General features: G+C 65.0%; 19 protein-coding genes and 1 tRNA gene. 12 read left to right on the forward strand and 8 right to left on the reverse strand.

What is annotated here, in order from left to right; all coding sequences use genetic code 11:
- A partial coding sequence (locus tag I73_RS21855) for a cyclic nucleotide-binding domain-containing protein (RefSeq protein ID WP_051049328.1) occupies positions 1–498 on the reverse strand: 498 nt, incomplete at its 3' end.
- 157 nt (positions 499–655) lie between these two features.
- Between I73_RS21855 and hemN the strand changes: the two genes are divergently transcribed.
- The 3 genes from hemN (at position 656) to icd (ending at position 4,149) form a co-directional block, all read left to right on the forward strand.
- Positions 656–2,065, forward strand: a complete 1,410-nt coding sequence (gene hemN, locus I73_RS21860) for an oxygen-independent coproporphyrinogen III oxidase (RefSeq protein ID WP_051049329.1) — start codon at positions 656–658, stop codon at positions 2,063–2,065.
- A 35-nt stretch (positions 2,066–2,100) separates the two neighbouring features.
- Positions 2,101–2,769, forward strand: coding sequence for a sulfite exporter TauE/SafE family protein (locus I73_RS21865; protein ID WP_255348175.1), 669 nt, complete (start codon positions 2,101–2,103; stop codon positions 2,767–2,769).
- 126 nt (positions 2,770–2,895) lie between these two features.
- Positions 2,896–4,149, forward strand: coding sequence for an NADP-dependent isocitrate dehydrogenase (icd, locus tag I73_RS21870; protein WP_022982569.1), 1,254 nt, complete (start codon positions 2,896–2,898; stop codon positions 4,147–4,149).
- 101 nt (positions 4,150–4,250) lie between these two features.
- Here the strand turns inward: icd and I73_RS21875 are convergent, their stop codons facing one another.
- Entirely contained in the window at positions 4,251–4,475 is a 225-nt protein-coding gene (locus I73_RS21875) for a cold shock domain-containing protein (protein ID WP_022982570.1), read from the reverse strand.
- 227 nt (positions 4,476–4,702) lie between these two features.
- Between I73_RS21875 and clpS the strand changes: the two genes are divergently transcribed.
- Together clpS and clpA are read left to right on the forward strand one after the other, a co-directional pair.
- Positions 4,703–5,059 (forward strand): ATP-dependent Clp protease adapter ClpS, encoded by a 357-nt coding sequence (gene clpS / locus I73_RS21880; RefSeq protein ID WP_022982571.1) that lies wholly within the window; start codon positions 4,703–4,705, stop codon positions 5,057–5,059.
- Positions 5,056–7,368 (forward strand): ATP-dependent Clp protease ATP-binding subunit ClpA, encoded by a 2,313-nt coding sequence (gene clpA, locus I73_RS21885; protein ID WP_022982572.1) that lies wholly within the window; start codon positions 5,056–5,058, stop codon positions 7,366–7,368. The genes clpS and clpA overlap by 4 nt, the downstream gene beginning before the upstream one ends.
- 76 nt (positions 7,369–7,444) lie before the next feature.
- Here the strand turns inward: clpA and I73_RS21890 are convergent, their stop codons facing one another.
- Genes I73_RS21890 through I73_RS21905 form a run of 4 tightly spaced genes read right to left on the reverse strand, consistent with a single transcriptional unit; the run spans position 7,445 to position 10,040 of the window.
- Entirely contained in the window at positions 7,445–8,218 is a 774-nt protein-coding gene (locus tag I73_RS21890) for a zinc-dependent peptidase (RefSeq protein WP_022982573.1), read from the reverse strand.
- Between the two features lie 10 nt (positions 8,219–8,228).
- Positions 8,229–8,948 (reverse strand): UDP-2,3-diacylglucosamine diphosphatase, encoded by a 720-nt coding sequence (locus I73_RS21895; protein WP_234409579.1) that lies wholly within the window; start codon positions 8,946–8,948, stop codon positions 8,229–8,231.
- A 58-nt stretch (positions 8,949–9,006) separates the two neighbouring features.
- A complete protein-coding gene (locus tag I73_RS21900) occupies positions 9,007–9,510 on the reverse strand; it encodes a peptidylprolyl isomerase (RefSeq protein WP_022982575.1) in 504 nt (167 codons plus the stop codon).
- Between the two features lie 2 nt (positions 9,511–9,512).
- A complete protein-coding gene (locus tag I73_RS21905; RefSeq protein WP_234409581.1) occupies positions 9,513–10,040 on the reverse strand; it encodes a peptidylprolyl isomerase in 528 nt (175 codons plus the stop codon).
- Between the two features lie 194 nt (positions 10,041–10,234).
- On the opposite strand from I73_RS21905, the gene cysS reads away from it, so the two are divergent.
- The 7 genes from cysS to I73_RS21940 all read left to right on the forward strand — a co-directional run bounded on the left by cysS (position 10,235) and on the right by I73_RS21940 (position 17,355).
- Positions 10,235–11,611 carry a cysteine--tRNA ligase gene (cysS, locus tag I73_RS21910; RefSeq protein WP_022982577.1) on the forward strand — a complete coding sequence of 459 codons (1,377 nt, stop codon included), beginning with the start codon at positions 10,235–10,237 and terminating at the stop codon, positions 11,609–11,611.
- Between the two features lies 1 nt (position 11,612).
- Positions 11,613–12,266 (forward strand): DNA-3-methyladenine glycosylase, encoded by a 654-nt coding sequence (locus I73_RS21915; protein WP_022982578.1) that lies wholly within the window; start codon positions 11,613–11,615, stop codon positions 12,264–12,266.
- Positions 12,267–12,295: 29 nt separating this feature from the next.
- Positions 12,296–13,267, forward strand: coding sequence for an acetyl-CoA carboxylase carboxyltransferase subunit alpha (locus I73_RS21920; RefSeq protein WP_022982579.1), 972 nt, complete (start codon positions 12,296–12,298; stop codon positions 13,265–13,267).
- Positions 13,268–13,271: 4 nt separating this feature from the next.
- Positions 13,272–14,624, forward strand: a complete 1,353-nt coding sequence (tilS, locus tag I73_RS29780; protein ID WP_022982580.1) for a tRNA lysidine(34) synthetase TilS — start codon at positions 13,272–13,274, stop codon at positions 14,622–14,624.
- A 77-nt stretch (positions 14,625–14,701) separates the two neighbouring features.
- A complete protein-coding gene (locus tag I73_RS21930; protein ID WP_026097062.1) occupies positions 14,702–15,991 on the forward strand; it encodes an aspartate kinase in 1,290 nt (429 codons plus the stop codon).
- 28 nt (positions 15,992–16,019) lie between these two features.
- Positions 16,020–16,113, forward strand: a tRNA-Ser gene (locus tag I73_RS21935).
- A 126-nt stretch (positions 16,114–16,239) separates the two neighbouring features.
- Complete coding sequence (locus tag I73_RS21940; RefSeq protein WP_148289883.1) at positions 16,240–17,355, forward strand: HDOD domain-containing protein; 1,116 nt, start codon at positions 16,240–16,242, stop codon at positions 17,353–17,355.
- Between the two features lie 305 nt (positions 17,356–17,660).
- Here I73_RS21940 and nth read toward each other — a convergent pair whose 3' ends face one another.
- Positions 17,661–18,299, reverse strand: coding sequence for an endonuclease III (gene nth, locus I73_RS21945; protein ID WP_026097063.1), 639 nt, complete (start codon positions 18,297–18,299; stop codon positions 17,661–17,663).
- Complete coding sequence (gene rsxB / locus I73_RS29785) at positions 18,299–18,967, reverse strand: electron transport complex subunit RsxB (RefSeq protein WP_022982584.1); 669 nt, start codon at positions 18,965–18,967, stop codon at positions 18,299–18,301. The genes nth and rsxB overlap by 1 nt, the downstream gene beginning before the upstream one ends.
- Between the last annotated feature and the right edge of the window lies 1 nt (position 18,968).

The following is an 18,968-nucleotide window of genomic DNA, read 5'->3' on the forward strand; positions in this document are numbered from 1 at the left end:
CAGCCGCTCTTCGGCTCGCATGCTGCCCAGCAGCAGCATGACACCGTGATCGCGCACGATCTCCCGACTCATGATCTTGTGGAACTGGTGCTGAAGATCCGTGAATTCGCGCGACAGGGATTCCAGCTGGCCGTAGGGGATGATGCAGACTTGGGAATCTTCCAGGGCCACGGCATCGCACGAATGCCGGTCGTTGCTGATGCCATCCAGGCCCAGCAGTTCGCCGGCCATCTGGAAGCCGGTCACCTGATCGCGCCCATCTTCCGAGGAAACGCAGGTCTTGAAAAATCCAGTTCGGACCGCATACAGCGACTGAAAGGCATCCCCCGCACGGAACAGCATGTCACCGCGGGCCACACTGCGGCGCGTGGCCACCAGTGCATCGAGTCTTTCCAGATCGGGGCGGGCAAGCCCCACGGGCAGGCAAAGTTCGCGCAGATTGCAACTGGAGCACGCGACCTTGAACGCGTCGGGTTTCACTTGGGTGGCGTCGGTCATAGGCCCATTATGAAAGATGCACCCGACTCGCTGCGCGATGGGCGCAAGAAAGCGCGCCATGGAAGCCCGGGTGTAGGAGCGCCATTGTCCCGATCAGTATCTGTGCTTGCTTGAGTCAAATCAAGACCGCGTGCAGGACCGCTGGCACCATGGCGGCATGGTACAGATCTCAGACTCCGCCGATGTGCAGCTGCCGGTTGACTTGTTGCGGCAATTCGACGTTCCCGGTCCCCGCTACACCTCCTACCCGACGGCAGATCGGTTTGTCGAGGCGTTCACGGCGCACGACTACGCGTGTGCCCTTCGGCAGCGCGCGGAGGGGGCGGTGGTGGGGGGGAAGTCCCCTCTGTCTCTCTATATTCACATCCCATTCTGCGAGTCGGTCTGCTACTACTGCGCTTGCAACAAGGTGATCACCAAGCACCATGAGCGTGCTAGCGAGTACCTGGACGCGCTGGATCTGGAGATCGATCTGCATGCCAAGGCATTGGCGGAGCCCCAGGTGGTGTCGCAGCTTCATCTCGGGGGAGGATCGCCTACTTTTTTGAGCGATGAGGAACTGGCCCGCCTGATGGGGTCCCTGCGCAAGGCCTTCCTGCTGGCCCCGGGGGCGGAGATCTCCATCGAAGTGGATCCCCGCACCGCGTCGACCGAGCGACTGGCCTTCTGGCGGCAGCTGGGCTTCAACCGCTTGAGTTTTGGCGTCCAGGACTTTGACGCCGAGGTGCAGAAGGCCGTGCATCGCGTGCAGTCTTTCGAGAGCGTGCGAGATCTGGTCCGCAGTGCCCGTGACCTGGGCTACGAGTCGGTCAACGTGGATCTCATCTACGGCTTGCCCAAGCAGAACCCCACGTCGTTTGCGCAGACGATTCGCCTGGTCGGAGAGCTGCGGCCAGACCGCATCGCCCTGTACGCCTATGCGCATTTGCCTCAACGGTTCAAGCCCCAGCGGCGGATCGATCCGGCGGAATTGCCGACGGCGGCCGATCGCGTGACCATGCTGTCCGGCGCGATCGCCGGTTTCCTGTCCGATGGCTACACCTACATCGGCATGGATCACTTCGCCCTGCCCGGGGATGCCTTGGCGGCCGCCAAGCGGCAGGGGCGTTTGCATCGGAACTTCCAGGGCTACAGCACCCAACCTGATTGCGACCTCATCGGCCTGGGCGTTTCTGCCATCGGTCGCATGGGCGCCACCTACAGCCAAAACGCCAAGACCTTGCCCGAGTACTACGACGCAGTGCGGCAGGGGCAGTTTCCGATCGTGCGGGGGCTGGCCCTCACACGCGACGACCTGCTGCGACGTGCCGTGATCATGGCCTTGATGTGTCAGGGGCGGCTGGAATTCGAGTCGATCGAACTGTCTCACCTGATCAAGGTGCCCGAGTACTTCCGAGCAGAGTTGGAATCGCTGGCGCCCTATGAAGAGATGGGTCTGGTGGTGCGCGAGCCTGCCGCATTGCAGGTCACGGCCAAAGGCTGGTTCTTCGTTCGCGCCATTGCCATGGCCTTCGACAAGCATCTGCAAGCGGATCGGGTGAGGGAGCGTTTCTCGCGCATCATCTGAAGGTGAACTATGCGTTGATCTTCAGTGCCCTGATGATGGGCTTGGCGGGCACCGTCCATTGCGTGGCCATGTGTGGGGCGACCAGCGCTGCGGCGGTGGGCGCCTGCGGCGGTGGCCGGTCGGCCTGGGGAGGCTTTCACTTTGGTCGGGTTCTGGGGTATGCGGTGGCGGGAGCCCTGGTCGCCTCCAGTGTTTCCGCCCTGGGCGAGCTGGGGCGTCTCAGTCCTGCGCTGCGGCCGCTGTGGGGGCTTGCGCACATGGCGGCTTTGGTTCTGGGCATCTGGCTGCTGGTGACCGGTCGTCAGCCAGCCTGGCTGGATCGACTCGGTCGCGATGGACATCGGTCGGCCAAGGTGACGGGTGGATGGCAGGTGGTGCGGGGGCCGGGCAAGGCCCTGGGTGCCGGGGTGCTGTGGGTGGCGTGGCCCTGTGGCCTGCTTCAGTCGGCGCTCGTGGTGGCCGCCCTGGCCAATGGTCCCTGGGGTGGCGCAGCGGTGATGGCCGTCTTTGCGCTGGCCTCTTCGCTGGCCTTGGGCGCCGTGCCTGCGCTGTTCCTGCGCTGGATGGGGCCGCAGAATGCCGCCGCCCAGATGAGCGTCATGTCATGGGTGACCCGAATCTCCGGTGCCGTGCTGGCGGCTGCGTCGGCCTGGGCGCTGGGGCATGACCTCTGGGTGCGCGTTGCCGCCTACTGCATTTCCTGACTGACGTAGGCGGGTGGCTCGATATGCAGGGGCTTGCATGTCAACGTCAGCCGAAAGACAGTCGGACTGAACTAGAATTTCAGACTCTGGAACATCTTTTCATAACGACGCCTGGAGCCAAGCGACATGTACCAGCACATCAAGGTGCCCGAGGGTGGGCAGAAGATCACCGTCAACGCGGACTTCTCGCTCAATGTGCCGAACAACCCGATCATTCCTTTCATCGAAGGTGACGGCACGGGCTTTGACATCACTCCTGTGATGATCAAGGTGGTGGACGCTGCCGTGGCCAAGGCCTATGCCGGTGAGCGCAAGATCCACTGGATGGAGATCTACGCGGGCGAGAAGTCCACCAAGGTCTACGGTCCGGATGTCTGGCTGCCGGCCGAGACGCTGGAGGTCCTGCGCGACTACGTCGTGTCCATCAAGGGCCCCCTGACCACCCCCGTGGGCGGTGGCATCCGTTCTCTGAACGTGGCTCTGCGTCAGGAACTCGACCTGTACGTCTGCCTGCGCCCGGTGCAGTACTTCAAGGGCGTGCCCTCGCCCGTCAAGGCTCCTGAGAAGATCGACATGGTGATCTTCCGCGAGAACTCGGAAGACATCTATGCCGGTGTCGAGTGGGAAGCCGAGACCGAGAAGGCCAAGAAGGTCATCAAGTTCCTGATCGAGGAAATGGGTGTCAAGAAGATCCGTTTCCCCGAGACCTCCGGCATTGGTGTCAAGCCTGTGTCCCGCGAGGGGACGGAGCGCCTGGTGCGCAAGGCCATCCAGTACGCCATCGACAACGACAAGCCCAGCGTGACCCTGGTTCACAAGGGCAACATCATGAAGTTCACCGAAGGCGGCTTCCGTGACTGGGGTTACGCCCTGGCCCAGAAGGAGTTCGGTGCCGAACTGATCGACGGCGGTCCGTGGTGCAAGTTCAAGAACCCGAAGACCGGCAAGGACATCGTGATCAAGGATTCGATCGCCGATGCCTTCCTGCAGCAGATTCTGCTGCGCCCGGCCGAGTACTCGGTGATCGCGACGTTGAACCTCAACGGTGACTACATCTCTGACGCGCTGGCCGCTCAGGTCGGTGGCATCGGTATCGCCCCGGGGGCGAACCTGAGCGACTCCGTCGCCATGTTCGAGGCGACCCACGGCACCGCGCCGAAGTACGCTGGCAAGGACTACGTGAACCCGGGTTCCGAGATCCTGTCGGCCGAAATGATGCTGCGTCACATGGGCTGGACCGAGGCCGCTGACTTGGTCATCGCCTCCATGGAGAAATCGATCCTGAGCAAGAAGGTCACCTACGACTTCGCTCGCCTGATGGACGGCGCCACGCAGGTGTCCTGCTCCGGTTTCGGCCAGGTGATGATCGACAACATGTGATGTCCCGAAGGCCAGCCGCTGGCTGGCCTGCGTGCTGAAAAAAGCCCGGCACCGCGCGAAGCGGTGCCGGGCTTTTTGCTGTAGGTCGTGAAAGTGAACGATCAGGACCGGACCGGTTCCTCCAGCGGGCGGATGTTCTGTGCCATTTGCCCCTTGGGGCCTTGGACAAGCTCGAAACGCACCTTCCCGCCTTGCTTCAGGGTGCGGAATCCTTCCATCTGAATGGCGGAAAAGTGGGCAAAGACATCGCCCCCGCCGCTCTCTGGCTCGATGAAGCCAAAACCCTTGGCGTCGTTGAACCATTTCACAGTGCCAATGGCTTCCATCGTTTTCCTCCTTTGGCCTTTTTCAGGCTTTTATTACTGACAATTTTTGGCACATGACGCGCAGGTGTCAATCACTTGCCGTATCCAGGTTTCGTGCAAGGTGATGAGGTGTCACAAGCGCGCGAACTGCGCTTGCAAGATGTCACTTTTTGGGGCTTGCCAGAGGGCTGTTCGGAGGACCATTCCCTACCAGTGTGAACGGGCTATCAAGTGGCTATACTGAATTCATGCCTTCGAACCGACCCGCCCCGCCCCCTGGAGGGGCTTCGACGCCCAAGCCCGAGGATGGGCAAGGCTCGGTCGTCGCCGAGCGCAAGGCACAGCGTACGCGTCCTCCCCGCATGTACCAGGTGGTCATGCTGAACGACGACTTCACCCCGATGGAGTTCGTGGTGATGGTGCTGCAGGAATATTTCAGGCTTGATCTTGAGGCCGCCACCCAAATCATGTTGAAGATCCACCATGAGGGGCGTGCGGTGTGCGGGGTGTTCAGCAAGGACATCGCCGCGACCAAGGTCGAACTGGTGCTCGCTGCAGCACGCCGCTCCGGACATCCGCTTCAATGCATTATGGAGGCCGCATGATCGCGCAAGAACTTGAAGTCAGCCTGCACATGGCCTTCGTTCAGGCCCGTCAGCAGCGCCATGAGTTCATCACCGTCGAGCACCTGCTGCTCGCGTTGCTGGACAACCCGTCTGCGGCCGAGGTGTTGCGGGCCTGCGCCGCCAACATCGAGGACCTCCGCAAAAGCCTGGTCGCCTTCATCCGCGAGAACACGCCGACGGTGGGGGGCACCGACGAGGTGGATACCCAGCCGACGCTGGGGTTCCAGCGCGTGATCCAGCGCGCCATCATGCATGTGCAGTCCACCGGTGGCGGCAAGAAGGAGGTGACTGGCGCGAACGTGCTGGTGGCCATCTTCGGTGAGAAGGATTCCCATGCGGTCTACTACCTGCATCAGCAGGGGGTGACGCGGCTGGATGTGGTGAACTTCATCGCCCACGGGATCAAGAAGTCCGATCCCCCCGAGCCCGCCAAGGGCAGTGGCAGCGAGGGCGGTGCTCCGGAAGGGGAGAAGGAAGAAGGTGGCGAGGGCAAGGGATCGCCGCTGGAGCAGTTCACCACCAACCTCAACCAGCAGGCCAAGGAAGGCAAGATCGACCCGCTGATCGGGCGCGAGTCCGAGGTCGAGCGGGTCGTGCAGGTGCTGTGCCGCCGCCGCAAGAACAACCCGCTGCTGGTCGGTGAGGCCGGCGTGGGCAAGACGGCCATCGCCGAAGGTCTGGCCTGGCGCATCACCGAGGGTGACGTGCCGGAGGTTCTGTCCGATGCCATCGTCTACGCCCTGGACATGGGCGCTCTGCTGGCGGGAACCAAGTACCGTGGTGACTTCGAGCAGCGCCTGAAGGGCGTGCTCAAGCAGCTCAAGGAGCAACCCAAGGCCATCCTGTTCATCGATGAGATTCACACCCTGATCGGTGCGGGCGCGGCTTCGGGCGGCACCCTGGATGCCAGCAACCTGCTCAAGCCCGCCCTGTCCAGTGGCGCGATGAAGTGCATCGGCGCGACCACCTTCCAGGAGTACCGCGGCATCTTCGAGAAGGATGCGGCCTTGTCTCGCCGCTTCCAGAAGGTCGATGTGGTCGAGCCCTCGGTCGAGCAGACCGTGGAGATCCTCAAGGGTCTGAAGTCCCGCTTCGAGGAACACCACAGCGTCAAGTACGCCCTGGGCGCGCTGCAGGCGGCGGCCGAGCTGTCGGCCAAGTACATCAACGACCGTCACCTGCCCGACAAGGCGATCGACGTGATCGACGAGGCCGGGGCAGCCCAGCGCGTGCTGCCCAAGAGCAAGCAGAAGAAGACGATCACCCGCAACGAGGTCGAAGAGATCGTCGCCAAGATCGCCCGCATCCCGCCGGCCAATGTGTCCAGCGACGACCGCGGCAAGCTCAAGAGCCTGGATCGCGACCTCAAGAGCGTGGTCTTCGGTCAGGATCCGGCGGTGGAAGCACTGTCCTCCGCCATCAAGATGGCCCGCTCCGGCCTGGGGCGTGCGGACAAGCCCATCGGGGCCTTCCTGTTCAGCGGGCCCACCGGTGTCGGCAAGACCGAGGTGGCCAAGCAACTGGCCTTCATCCTGGGTATCGAGCTCATCCGCTTCGACATGTCCGAGTACATGGAGCGGCACGCGGTCAGCCGTCTGATCGGTGCGCCTCCGGGCTATGTGGGTTTCGACCAGGGTGGCCTGTTGACCGAAGCCGTCACCAAGAAGCCTCATGCGGTGCTGCTGCTCGATGAGATCGAGAAGGCCCATCCGGATGTCTTCAATGTGCTGCTGCAGGTGATGGACCATGGCACGCTGACCGACAACAACGGGCGCAAGGCCGACTTCCGCAACGTCATCATCATCATGACGACCAACGCGGGGGCTGAGACCATGCAGAAGTCCACCATTGGCTTCACCACCCGGCGCGAGCAGGGCGATGAGATGGGGGACATCAAGCGCCTGTTCACGCCGGAGTTCCGCAACCGTCTGGATGCCATCATCAACTTCCGCGCCTTGGACGAGGAGATCATCCTGCGGGTGGTCGACAAGTTCCTGTTGCAACTGGAAGAGCAACTGGCCGAGAAGAAGGTCGAGGTCACCTTCACCGATGCCCTGCGCCAACACCTGGCCAAGCGCGGTTTCGACCCGCTGATGGGGGCCCGGCCGATGCAGCGGCTGATCCAGGACACCATCCGCAAGGCCCTGGCCGACGAACTGCTGTTCGGTCGGCTGGTGGATGGTGGTCGCCTGACCGTGGACGTGGACGCCGAGGGGCAGGTTCAGCTGGACATCCAGCCAGCCGGCAAGAGTGGCGACAAGCCCAAGGCCGAGGCCACCGCCGCGTGATTGACGCCCCAGCCTGACGGAAAGAGAGCACCTTCGGGTGCTCTTGTTTTTTCGAGGGTGCGCGTGTCGGCCTGCCTCAGCGCTTGGCCGGGTCCTGGCGGAAGTAGTCGACGAACAGGGCGTGCACATCCGGGTGGTACTCGCGGAACGGCCGAGGGTTGACGAAGAAGGCTTCGGCTGCCACGGCAAAGAACTCCTGTGGGCCTTCGGCACCGTAGGGGTCGAGCAGGGTGGGCTGACCCGCATCGATCCGCCCGCAGAACGCTTCCAGCGCGCCGTCCAGCACCTCGATCCAGCGGGTCTGGGCCTCCAGGCTCGGCTGGGGTGGAATGCCATCGGCCTCCCCGTTGCACATGTCGATGACGTGGGCGAATTCGTGCACGACGACGTTGTAGCCGTCCATGGCCAATTCTCCGGCCTCGTCCACATCCGGCCAGGACAACATCACCGGGCCGCCCGCCATGGCCTCACCGCTCAGCCATTCGTCATATTCGTGCACCACGCCATCGTGGTCGGTGACAAGGCGACGGGCCACCACTTCGTCGGGGTGGACGACGATGCCAATGAAGCCATCGTAGAGCGAGAGGTCCAGGTGCAGGATGGGCAGGCAGGCCTGCGCGGCAATGGCCACGGCCATCTCGTCGCTCACCTCCAGGCCCTGGGCGCCGGTGAACTCCTTGCGCGCCAGGAAGGCGCTGCTGAGTGCGCGCAGGGCCTCCCGCTCACCCGCCGGAAGGCTCTCCAGGAAGGGGTAGCGGGCGAGCACTGCTTCCCACAATTCGCTGGGGATGTCATGGCGTGCCCGCACGCGTTGCTCGTGCCAGTCCTTCCAGCGTTGCCACCAGCCCATTGCAGCGGCCTCAGGCCGGGATCAGCGACTCCCGTCGCACACCTTCGGGGGTCCAGACAAGCATGTCGGCCCGGGGTTCGGCCTGATCCAGTTCCCAGTCGCTCAGTACCTCACGCACCGCGCCGCCGGGCAGGGTGTCACGGCCGGGGCGGTGGGTGTGGCCATGGATCATCAGCGGAGCGTTTGCGGCCGCCAACCATTGGCTGCACAGCGGTGCATCTGCGTCGGCATAGCTTTCGGGGGCTCGTCCACCATCACGGCTGGCCGCGCGCATCTGCCTGGCCAGCGCGACGCGTTCTTCCAGTGGGCGCGCCAACAGCGCGGCCTGCCAGGCCGGTTGGCGCACCTGGGCTCGGAACTGCTGGTAGGCGGTGTCGCCAATGCACAGCGCGTCGCCATGGGTCACCAACAGCGAAGCACCCCAATCCGCCCGCAGCACCGTCGGATCCGCCAGATCCCGACAGCCCGTTTCGGCGAAGAAGCGCTCACCCAACAGGAAGTCCCGGTTGCCCCTGAGCACATGGACGGGCAGACGCCGTGTGGCCGTGCGCAGTGCCTGGGCGCAGCGTGCTTCGAAGGGCAGGGCGAGCATGTCGTCACCCACCCAGTACTCGAAAAGGTCGCCCAGGATGAACAGCGCGTCGGCCTGAACGGTCTGCAGCAGTCGCTCGAAGGCGGAGACGGTCTGCGGTAGGTCCTCGCTCAGGTGCAGGTCGGAAATGAACGCCACCCGCCGCCAATCGGCGGGCAGGGGGAGCTCAGCGCAGCGCGGGAGCGCTTCGACAGCCTCAGGCAATCTCGACAGCCTTCTCGATCACCACGGCTTCCAGCGGCACGTCGTCGTGGAAGCCCTTGCGGCCGGTGCGAACCTTCTCGATGGCATCCACCACCTCGGTGCCGGCGACGACCTTGCCGAACACGGCGTAGCCCCAGCCGCTGGGCGACTCGCTGGTGAAGTTCAGGAAGTCGTTGTCCTTGGTGTTGATGAAGAACTGGGCCGAGGCCGAGTGGGGCGCATTGGTGCGGGCCATCGCGACCGTGTACTTGGTGTTCTTCAGGCCGTTGTTGGCTTCGTTCTGGATCGGGGCGTCGGTCGGCTTTTGGCTCATGTCGGTCGTCATGCCGCCGCCCTGGATCATGAAGCTCTTGATCACGCGGTGGAACACGGTGCCGTCGTAGTGGCCCTTGTTGACGTACGACAGGAAGTTGGCGACGGTGGTCGGCGCCTTGGCTTCGTCCAGTTCAAGGCGGATCACGCCGGCGGAAGTGGTCAGTTCAACGGTCTTGGTCATGCTTATTTCTCCAGCGTGGCTTTCTTGATCACGATCGGTTGCAGGGGAACATTGGCAAAGCCGCCCTTGTTGCCGGTGGCGGCGGCCTTGATCTTGTCGACGACATCCATGCCCTGGATCACCTTGCCGAACACGGCATAGCCTTCGCCGTCGCGGGCATTGGGCTGATCCAGATTGGGGTTGTCGGCGACGTTGATGTAGAACTGGGCCGTGGCGGAATCCGGCACCATCGTGCGGGCCATGGCCAGGCTGCCGCGCACATTGCTCAGGCCGTTGCGGCTTTCCAGCGGAATCGGGGCACGGGTGGCCTTCTCCTTCAGGTCAGGGGTGTAGCCGCCCCCCTGGATCATGAAGCCGTCGATGACGCGGTGGAAGATCGTGCCGTCGTAGTGGCCGCTCCTGACGTACTGGACGAAGTTGTCGACCGACTTCGGCGCCTTGTCGTGATCCAGTTCCAGCACGATGTCACCCATGGAGGTGACCAGCTTCACCTTCTGGGCCCAGGCCGGGGAGAGGGCGGCCAGGGACATCACGGCCACGCCCAGCCAGCGGCTCAGGCGGGCCATGGGCAGGGGCTGGCGAATCAGGGGGGCGGTGCAGGTGGCGGTCACAGAGAAGGCTCCTTGGCTACAATCCGTCGATTGTATAGAGCGCCCGTGGGCGGCTTCCCTTGGTGCCTGTCGCTTCAAGGGGCACTGCGGGCGCCGCCTGATTCTGGCTGTTGATGACGCTGCGCATCCATAACACGCTCACCCGTCGGGTCGAGCCTTTCACTCCCATCGACCCCGGCCGCGTGCGCATGTACGTGTGCGGCATGACCATCTACGACCTGTGCCACATGGGGCACGCGCGGATGATGATGGCCTTCGATGTGGTGTACCGCTGGCTGTGCGCCAGCGGCTACGAGGTGACCTACGTCCGCAACATCACCGACATCGACGACAAGATCATCCGTCGCGCCCTGGACCGTGGCATGAGCATCCGCGCCCTGACCGACGAGATGATCGCCGCGATGCGCGCTGACATCGGTGCCATCGGCATCACGCCGCCCACCCACGAGCCCCGCGCCACCGACTACATCCCGCAGATGCTGGCGATGATCGGCACGCTGCAGGACAAGGGCCTGGCCTACCAAGCCGACAACGGCGACGTGAATTTCGCGGTCCGCCGTTTCCCGGGCTACGGCAAGCTCAGTGGCAAGTCGCTGGACGACCTGCGTGCGGGCGAGCGCGTGGCCGTGGACGATGGCAAGCAGGACCCGCTGGACTTCGTGCTGTGGAAGTCCGCCAAGCCGGAGGAGCCCGAGGACGCCAAGTACGCTTCCGCCTTCGGTCCGGGGCGTCCGGGTTGGCACATCGAGTGCTCGGCCATGAGTTGCGCGCTCTTGGGCGAGCACTTCGACATCCACGGCGGGGGCATGGATCTGCAGTTCCCCCACCACGAGAACGAGATTGCCCAAAGCGAGGGGGCGACCGGCCAGCCCTTCGTCAACGTCTGGATGCACAACGGCTTTCTGAACGTGGACAACGAGAAGATGTCCAAGTCGCTGGGCAACTTCTTCACCATCCGTGACGTGCTGAAGGACTACGACGGCGAGACGCTGCGCTTCTTCATGCTGCGCACGCACTACCGCAGCCCCTTCAATTTCAGCGACGCCAACCTCGACGATGCCCGTCAGGCCCTGCGTCGGCTCTACACCGCGCTGGTGCCGTTCGAGGGGCAGGCGCTTCCCACGCTGGATTGGTCGCATCCTGTGGCCCAGGCCTTCAAGACGGCCATGGACGACGACTTCAACACGCCGGGGGCCCTGGCTGTGCTGTTTGAATCGGCCACCGAACTCAATCGCAAGGCCGATCCCGTGCTGGCGGCCACCGTCAAGGGCCTGGCCGCAGTCCTGGGGGTGCTGCAGCAGGCGCCCTCGCAGTTCCTGCAGGCCGGCACGGTGCTCGATGCGGCCACCATCGAGGCCCGCATTGCCGAGCGGCAGGCTGCCAAGGCGGCGCGGGACTTTGCCACGGCAGACCGCATCCGCGACGAATTGGCCGAGGCCGGCATCCTGCTGAAGGACTCGCCGCAGGGCACCACCTGGGTGAAGGCCTGACGTGAGCGAAGCTTCCAGCCTAGGCATCACGCCCAGCTATTGGGACGATGCCTGCAAGCATCTGTCCAAGCGCGACCGGGTCATGAAAAAGCTCATCCCGCAGTTCGGCGAAGCCCGTCTGCAAAGCCGAGGTGATGCGTTCACCACCCTGGCGCGTTCCATCGTGGGGCAGCAGATCTCGGTCAAGGCCGCCCAGTCGGTGTGGGACAAATTCGCGGCCCTGATGAGCGGCCCGTCCTATGCGATCGACCCGGCCCTTGTGCTGGCACAGGAAACCCCTAGCTTGCGCGCTGTCGGCCTGTCGGCTCGCAAGGCAGAATACCTGCGGGATCTGGCCAAGCATTTCGCCGAAGGCGAGGTCCATGTGTCGCAGTGGCAGCACATGGACGACGAAGCCATCATCGACGAGTTGGTGGCCATCCGTGGCATCGGCCGCTGGACGGCCGAGATGTTTCTCATCTTCCACCTCATGCGCCCCAACGTGTTGCCGCTGGACGACCTGGGTCTGCTCAAAGGCATCAGCAACAGCTACTTCAGTGGCGAGCCGGTGTCGCGGGCCGAGGCGCGTGAGCTGGGAGAATGCTGGTCGCCCTATCGTTCGGTGGCGACCTGGTACCTGTGGCGCAGCCTCGATCCGCTGCCCGTCGATTACTGATCTTGCGCTTGAAAAAGGAGTCCCCGCCCATGAGCAAGCGACACTTCCTGGAATTCGAACAGCCGATCGCTGAACTCGAGTCGAAGATCGAAGAACTGCGCTACGTGCAGAACGAATCGGCGGTCGACATCTCGGATGAGATCGAGCGGCTGGACAAGAAGAGCCTGCAGCTCACCAAGGACATCTACACCCAGCTGACGCCCTGGCAGGTCACCCAGATCGCCCGGCATCCGCAGCGTCCCTACACGCTGGACTACATCAACGAGATCTTCACCGACTTCCAGGAACTGCACGGCGACCGCGCGTTCGCCGATGACCAGTCCATCGTCGGCGGTCTGGCCCGCTTTAATGGTCAGGCCTGCATGGTCCTGGGGCAGCAGAAGGGTCGCGACACCAAGGAGCGTGCCGCGCGCAACTTCGGCATGCCCCGTCCCGAGGGCTACCGCAAGGCCCTGCGCCTGATGAAGATGGCCGAGAAGTTCGGCCTGCCGGTCTTCACCTTTGTGGACACCCCGGGCGCGTACCCGGGCATCGGCGCCGAGGAACGCGGCCAGTCCGAGGCCATCGGCCGCAACATCTTCGAGATGGCCCAGTTGGAAGTGCCCATCGTCACCACTATCATCGGTGAAGGCGGCTCCGGCGGCGCCCTGGCCATCAGCGTGGCCGACCAGGTGCTCATGCTGCAGTTCTCCGTCTATTCGGTCATCTCGCCCGAAGGCTGCGCATCCATCCTGTGGAAGACCGCGGCCCGGGCGTCCGATGCGGCCGAGGCCCTGGGCATCACCGCCCACCGCCTGAAGGCGCTGGGGCTGGTGGACAAGATCATCAATGAGCCGGTGGGCGGCGCCCACCGCGATCCCAAGCACATGGCCACCTCGCTCAAGCGCGCGCTGGTCGATGCGCTGCGCCAGGTGTCCGACCTGTCGACGGCCGACCTGCTGGCGCGTCGCTACGAGCGCCTGAAGTCCTACGGCCGCTTCACCGACACCTCGGCCCATTGATCCCATGGCCACCGGGGTGACGACGCCGGTCGTCGCCGTGGCCTTCAGCGGCGGGCGGGATTCCACCGCCCTGCTGCATGCGGTGTGGCGACAGAGCGCCGGCACGGCGCTGAACATCGCGGCCTTGCACGTCCACCACGGGTTGATGCCCGAAGCCGACGCCTGGTGGCTTCACTGTCAGCAGCAGGTGCAGCGCTGGTCTCGCCGGGATGGGCGCATCCGCTTTCTGGGGCGGCGTCTGCATGATCGCCCCGCGTCGGGCGAGAGCATCGAGGCCTGGGCCCGTCGGGCCCGCTACAGCGCACTGGCCGAGATGGCGGCCGAAGTGGGGGCCAAGACCGTCCTGTTGGCCCACCACCAGCGCGATCAGGCCGAGACGGTGCTGTTGCAGGCCCTGCGCGGCGCTGGGCCGGCTGGTCTGGCGGGCATGCCGCGCTCGGTGCTGCGTCAGGGCATCCACTGGGTGCGACCTTGGCTGGAGCAGCCGGCTTCGGCCATCGAGCATTACGTCCGGCGGCACCGCCTGCGCCACATCGAAGACGGCAGCAACCAAGACCGGCGCTTCGCCCGCAACCGGCTTCGGCACGATGTTCTGCCCGCCCTGGAGGCCGGCTTTCCACAGGCGCAGGCGGCCCTGGCCGCTGTGGCTCGCCACAGCCACGATGCGAATCTGCTGATCCAGGAGGTGACGCAGGCCGAACTGCATCGTCTGGGCGCGAGCCTTGACACGCTGCCGCTCACCGACTGGGCCACCTTGTCGCCCGTGCGCCAGCGGCTGGTGCTGGCCGCTTGGCTCAAGGCTGCCGCCGCGGCCCATGCGCTGCCGCCGCCCCATCCTTCGCTGCAGGCCCAGATCGCCCGGGGGCTGTCCACCTCCTCGTCTGCAAGCTGGCCATCGGAAGGAGGCTTGCTCTGGCGGCTCTACCGCGGTGTGCTGTCCGTGAGCCGGTCGAAGCCGGTTGCCGTCGGACAGGCCCGGCAACTGGCAGGTCCGCAGACGCTGGATCTGCCGGACTGGCAGGCACGGTTGGCGTTCGAAGAGGTGACGGCCGGCGGCCTCCCCGCCGCGCAGTTGGCGGGCGCCTGGTTGCAGTTGCGGCAGGGCGGCGAGCAGTTTCAGGCGGGCCCGGAGCGGCCACCGCGCAGCCTCAAGAAGCAGTTTCAGGCGGCGGGCGTGCCCGCCTGGCAGCGGCAGGCGCCCATGCTGTGCCGGCGAGAGCCCGACGGCGGTGTGCAGGTGCTGTTCGTGCCGGGCCTGGGGGTGGATGCGGGGCAGATCGCGGAGGCGGGGACGCGTCAATGGCGACCGATCTGGACCCCCAATGGGTCGGAAGACGACAGCGATCCCTTAGAATAGGGGGTTTGCGTGGTCGCGAAGCGGCTGTGCATGCCTTCCCGGCCCCGCAAGGGCGTTGTCGTATTTTTCGCTACCCCATGGCTTTGATCGTACACAAATACGGCGGCACATCGATGGGCTCGACCGAGCGCATCCGCAGTGTCGCCAAGCGCGTGGCCAAGTGGGCCCGTGCGGGCCACCAGATGGTCGTCGTTCCCTCCGCAATGAGCGGCGAAACCAACCGCCTGTTGGGGCTGGCCAAGGAGGTCTCTCCCGCCAAGCAGACGCCCGAGATGCTGCGTGAACTGGACATGATCGCCTGCACCGGTGAACAGGTGTCCGTGGGCCTGCTGTCGCTGGCCCTGCAGGCCGAGGGGATGCAAGCGGTCAGCTACAACGGCTGGCAGGTCCCGGTCAAGACCGACTCGGCCTACACCAAGGCGCGCATCGAGAGCATCGACGACACCAAGGTGCGCGCCGATCTGGCGGCTGGCAAGGTGGTGGTCATCACCGGCTTCCAGGGCGTGGACGAGGGCGGCAACGTGACCACCCTGGGCCGCGGTGGCTCCGACACCTCGGCCGTGGCCATCGCCGCGGCGATGAAGGCCGACGAGTGCCTGATCTTCACCGACGTGGACGGTGTCTACACCACCGATCCGCGCATCGTTCCCGAGGCCCGGCGCCTGCACACCATCAGCTTCGAGGAAATGCTCGAGATGGCCAGCCTGGGCTCCAAGGTGCTGCAGATCCGCTCGGTCGAGTTCGCGGGCAAGTACCGGGTGCCGCTGCGGGTGCTCTCCAGCTTCACCCCCTGGGATATCAGTGTTGAGGAAGAGGCCAAGTCGGGCACTCTGATCACCTTCGAGGAAGACGAAAAGATGGAACAAGCCGTTGTCTCTGGCATCGCCTTCAGCCGCGACGAAGCCAAGGTCACCGTGACGGGCGTGCCCGACAAGCCGGGCGTGGCCTCGCTGATCCTGGGCGCCGTGGCCGACGCCAACATCGAAGTGGATGTGATCATCCAGAACGTGTCGCAGAACGGCAAGACCGACTTCTCGTTCACGGTCAACCGCAACGACTACCAGCGCACCCTGGACCTGCTGCGCACCCAGGTGCAGCCGGCCACCGGCGCCTCGGACGTCATCGGCGACCCCAAGATCTGCAAGGTGTCCATCGTCGGCATCGGCATGCGCAGCCACGTGGGCGTGGCCAGCAAGATGTTCCGCTCGCTGAGCGAAGAGGGCATCAACATCCAGATGATCAGCACCAGCGAGATCAAGACCTCGGTCGTGATTGCTGAGAAGTACATGGAGCTGGCCGTCCGCGCCCTGCACAAGGCTTTCGATCTGGATGCATCGATTCCTGCGATCGACGAAGCAAAAGCCTAAATTCACGCTATACTGCGGAGCTTAGGTTGGAGACGTGACCGAGAGGCCGAAGGTGCTCCCCTGCTAAGGGAGTATGGGGTCAAAAAACTCCATCGAGGGTTCGAATCCCTCCGTCTCCGCCAACCGACTGCAAAAACGCCGCTTCAAGCGGCGTTTTTCTTTTCCGGTGACCATCGCGGCCGGATTGTGGGGCAATGCGCCCCTTGTTCTGCCGGGCGGCGGCCGGAGTAGCGCCTCAGAATCGGCGCATGAGCACTGCACTTCTTGTGGGACTGCCGGCCCTGCTGGTGCTGGCGATGGCTGTGGCGTGGCGGCGCAGGGTGCCGGCACCCCAGGTGCCTGCGACGCCAGACCCGGCCGCCGCGCCGCCTTTGACCACCAATCGGGTCGAAGAGCAGTCCCCTTCGGGTCAGGATCCATGGCCCCAGGCGCTGGCCGATTTCAGGCTCATTCATGCCGACGAGTTGCCTGACGAGCGCCGTGTGGCGGTCACGGCGGTGTTTCGCAACATTCCGAGGCCTTCCAGATTGATGCAGCATCTGGCCGCCGTCGATCTGCTCAACGAGGCCAGTGCCGCGCGGCTGGTGGAATTGATTGCCGCGGAGCCGGTGATTGCCGGCAAGTTGTTGTCTGCCGTGAACTCGCCTCTGTATGGCCTGCAGACGCCGGTGGCGAGCGTGGCCCAGGCGGTGACCTTTCTGGGGCTGACGCAGGTGCGGGCCATCTGTTTGCGCTATGCGCTGATGCAGAGCTTTGCCCAGGAGGCACCGGAGCGGCAGGCCATGCTGGACCGTGTCTGGCAAGGCAGCGCGCTGGCCTGTGAGCTGGCTCAGGTGATGACCCACACCCTGTCCATCCGAGACCCGGGGGCCGTGGGCAGCGCGGTGCTGCTGTCCTTTCTCGGGCGCCTGGCCGTGACGGCCACCACGCCAACCCGTCTGCTGACCGCCGCTGATCAACCCGATCACCTGGGGCGGACCCGGGCCGAACAGGCGCTGCTGGGGGTGGGCGCCAACGAGGTGGGGCGGCTGCTCATGCGCGACTGGGCGCTGCCCGAGCCCATCATCGCCAGCGCCTGTGACCCGGCGGACTGGCTGGTGCGGCCCGTGGCCTCGTCCGATTCCGGTCATGCAGAAACGCTGGCGCTCACCTATCTGTGTGCCCGCCTGGGCGAGCGCCTGGCCAGCGGGGCCTTGCCGTCCCTGCAGAACTTCGATCTGGCCGGCGAGGACTCCGCAGACTTCTTTCATCTGCGTCACGGCCTGCCGTCTGCAGGCTTGGGCCGCTGGGCCGCAGCGCTGCGCGCGCCGGAGCTGTCTGCGCGCCTGGAGCGCCTGCAGGCCAACTCCTTCCGTGGCTATTGACCGACCAGGTCGTGGTTCGCAGCTTGCCGGCGGATGGGGGCTTCTGAAGAGATGGGCGGTGAAACCCCTGCACTTGTCACGATGGCGTCATCAGGGCGCGTGCACAATGGGAACCACTGAGGCGACAAACCGACTGCAGCACTGGGCAGAACACCGGAACCCGTGACCGGCGTCGCAGAACCCCGGCTCCCTCGCCTGAAGGCGAATCCAGGAGCCGGTTGCTTTCAGGGCCACCTCGTGTGGCCCTTGGCATTTCTGGCTTTCTGCAATCGCTGAAGCCTCCTCGGCGAGAGTCCCGGGCGATCTCAGATCGCGGTGGTCTTGTCCGGGAATTCGCAGCAATCGGCCACCTGGCAGGCTCCGCAGCGGGGCTTGCGGGCCTGGCAGACATAGCGCCCGTGCAGGATCAGCCAGTGGTGCGCATGCACCCGATAGGCCTTGGGCACCCGCTTGAGCAGCGAGAGCTCCACCGCCAGCGGGGTCTTGCCCGGGGCCAGGCCCGTGCGGTTGGACACGCGGAAGATGTGGGTGTCCACCGCCATGGTGGGCTCGCCGAAGGCCACGTTGAGCACGACATTGGCCGTCTTGCGGCCGACACCGGGCAGGGCCTCCAGCGCCTCGCGGTCGCGGGGGACCTCACCCCCATGCCGTTCCACCAGGATGCGGCAGGTCTCGATCAGGTGCTTGGCCTTGGTCTTGTACAGGCCGATGGTCTTGATGTACCCGATCAGCCCCTCCTCGCCCAGCGTCAGCATCTGAGCCGGGGTGGAGACCACCTTGAACAAGGGGCCTGTGGCCTTGTTGACCCCCACATCGGTGGCCTGGGCCGACAGCAGCACGGCCGCCAGCAGCTCGAAGGGGTTGCTGTAGACGAGCTCGGTTTCGGGGTGGGGGTTGGCGGCCTGCAGCGTGGCGAAGAAGCGCTCGACCTTCTTGGGAGACATCATGGTGTGCCGGTCTCTTCGGTGGGGAGGTTGTCGCGGGGTTCGCGCAGCGCCCGGGCCCGCGCAATGGCGGCCTCGATCACCGAGCGCTTGCGCGCGATCACCGCCGGGTCGGTGTGCCGGGTCTGGTTCTCCAGATCGGACAACTTGTGCACGGCCTTGGCCAGCAGGGCTTCGTCGTGCTCGCGCTTGTCGCGTGCCACCCGCAGCTGGTGAAAGGCATAGCGCGAGCGTGCCTCGTGAGCCTGTTCTTCGCTCCAGGCGGCCCAGCCTGTGCGGTCACCGCTCACCGGCTCCATGGCAATGCAGCTGACCGGGCAGACCGGGACGCACAGTTCGCAACCCGTGCATTGTGCTTCGACCACGGTGTGCATGCGCTTGTTGGCGCCCACGATGCAGTCCACCGGACAGGCCTTCAGGCACAAGGTGCAGCCGATGCACCAGGTCTCGTCGATCACGGCCACCGCACGCGGTCCCTCGACACCATGGGCTGGGTCCAGTGGCCGCTCGGGCAAGCCCGTCAGCCGGGCCAGCCGGGCCACCCCGTGCTGGCCGCCCGGGGGGCATTGGTGGATGCCGGCCTGGCCTTGGGCAATCGCCTGGGCGTAGGCATGGCAGTCCGGATAGCCGCAGCGGGTGCACTGGGTCTGTGGCAGCGCGTCTGCGATG

Source organism: Ideonella sp. B508-1, assembly GCF_000333615.1.
GTDB lineage: Bacteria > Pseudomonadota > Gammaproteobacteria > Burkholderiales > Burkholderiaceae_C > Ideonella.

Bases quoted from the DNA above. Each gene is read 5' to 3' on its own strand.
- I73_RS21890 (WP_022982573.1), bottom strand. From the start codon at position 8,218: ATGGGCTGGTGGCAACGCTGGAAGGACTGGCACGAGCAACGCGTGCGG.
- I73_RS21920 (WP_022982579.1), top strand. From the start codon at position 12,296: ATGAGCAAGCGACACTTCCTGGAATTCGAACAGCCGATCGCTGAACTC.
- I73_RS21905 (WP_234409581.1), bottom strand. From the start codon at position 10,040: ATGTCCCTGGCCGCCCTCTCCCCGGCCTGGGCCCAGAAGGTGAAGCTG.
- icd (WP_022982569.1), top strand. From the start codon at position 2,896: ATGTACCAGCACATCAAGGTGCCCGAGGGTGGGCAGAAGATCACCGTC.
- I73_RS21900 (WP_022982575.1), bottom strand. From the start codon at position 9,510: ATGACCAAGACCGTTGAACTGACCACTTCCGCCGGCGTGATCCGCCTT.
- nth (WP_026097063.1), bottom strand. From the start codon at position 18,299: ATGTCTCCCAAGAAGGTCGAGCGCTTCTTCGCCACGCTGCAGGCCGCC.
- I73_RS21865 (WP_255348175.1), top strand. From the start codon at position 2,101: ATGGGCTTGGCGGGCACCGTCCATTGCGTGGCCATGTGTGGGGCGACC.
- clpS (WP_022982571.1), top strand. From the start codon at position 4,703: ATGCCTTCGAACCGACCCGCCCCGCCCCCTGGAGGGGCTTCGACGCCC.
- I73_RS21875 (WP_022982570.1), bottom strand. From the start codon at position 4,475: ATGGAAGCCATTGGCACTGTGAAATGGTTCAACGACGCCAAGGGTTTT.
- I73_RS21930 (WP_026097062.1), top strand. From the start codon at position 14,702: ATGGCTTTGATCGTACACAAATACGGCGGCACATCGATGGGCTCGACC.
- tilS (WP_022982580.1), top strand. From the start codon at position 13,272: ATGGCCACCGGGGTGACGACGCCGGTCGTCGCCGTGGCCTTCAGCGGC.
- I73_RS21940 (WP_148289883.1), top strand. From the start codon at position 16,240: ATGAGCACTGCACTTCTTGTGGGACTGCCGGCCCTGCTGGTGCTGGCG.
- cysS (WP_022982577.1), top strand. From the start codon at position 10,235: ATGACGCTGCGCATCCATAACACGCTCACCCGTCGGGTCGAGCCTTTC.
- hemN (WP_051049329.1), top strand. From the start codon at position 656: ATGGTACAGATCTCAGACTCCGCCGATGTGCAGCTGCCGGTTGACTTG.
- clpA (WP_022982572.1), top strand. From the start codon at position 5,056: ATGATCGCGCAAGAACTTGAAGTCAGCCTGCACATGGCCTTCGTTCAG.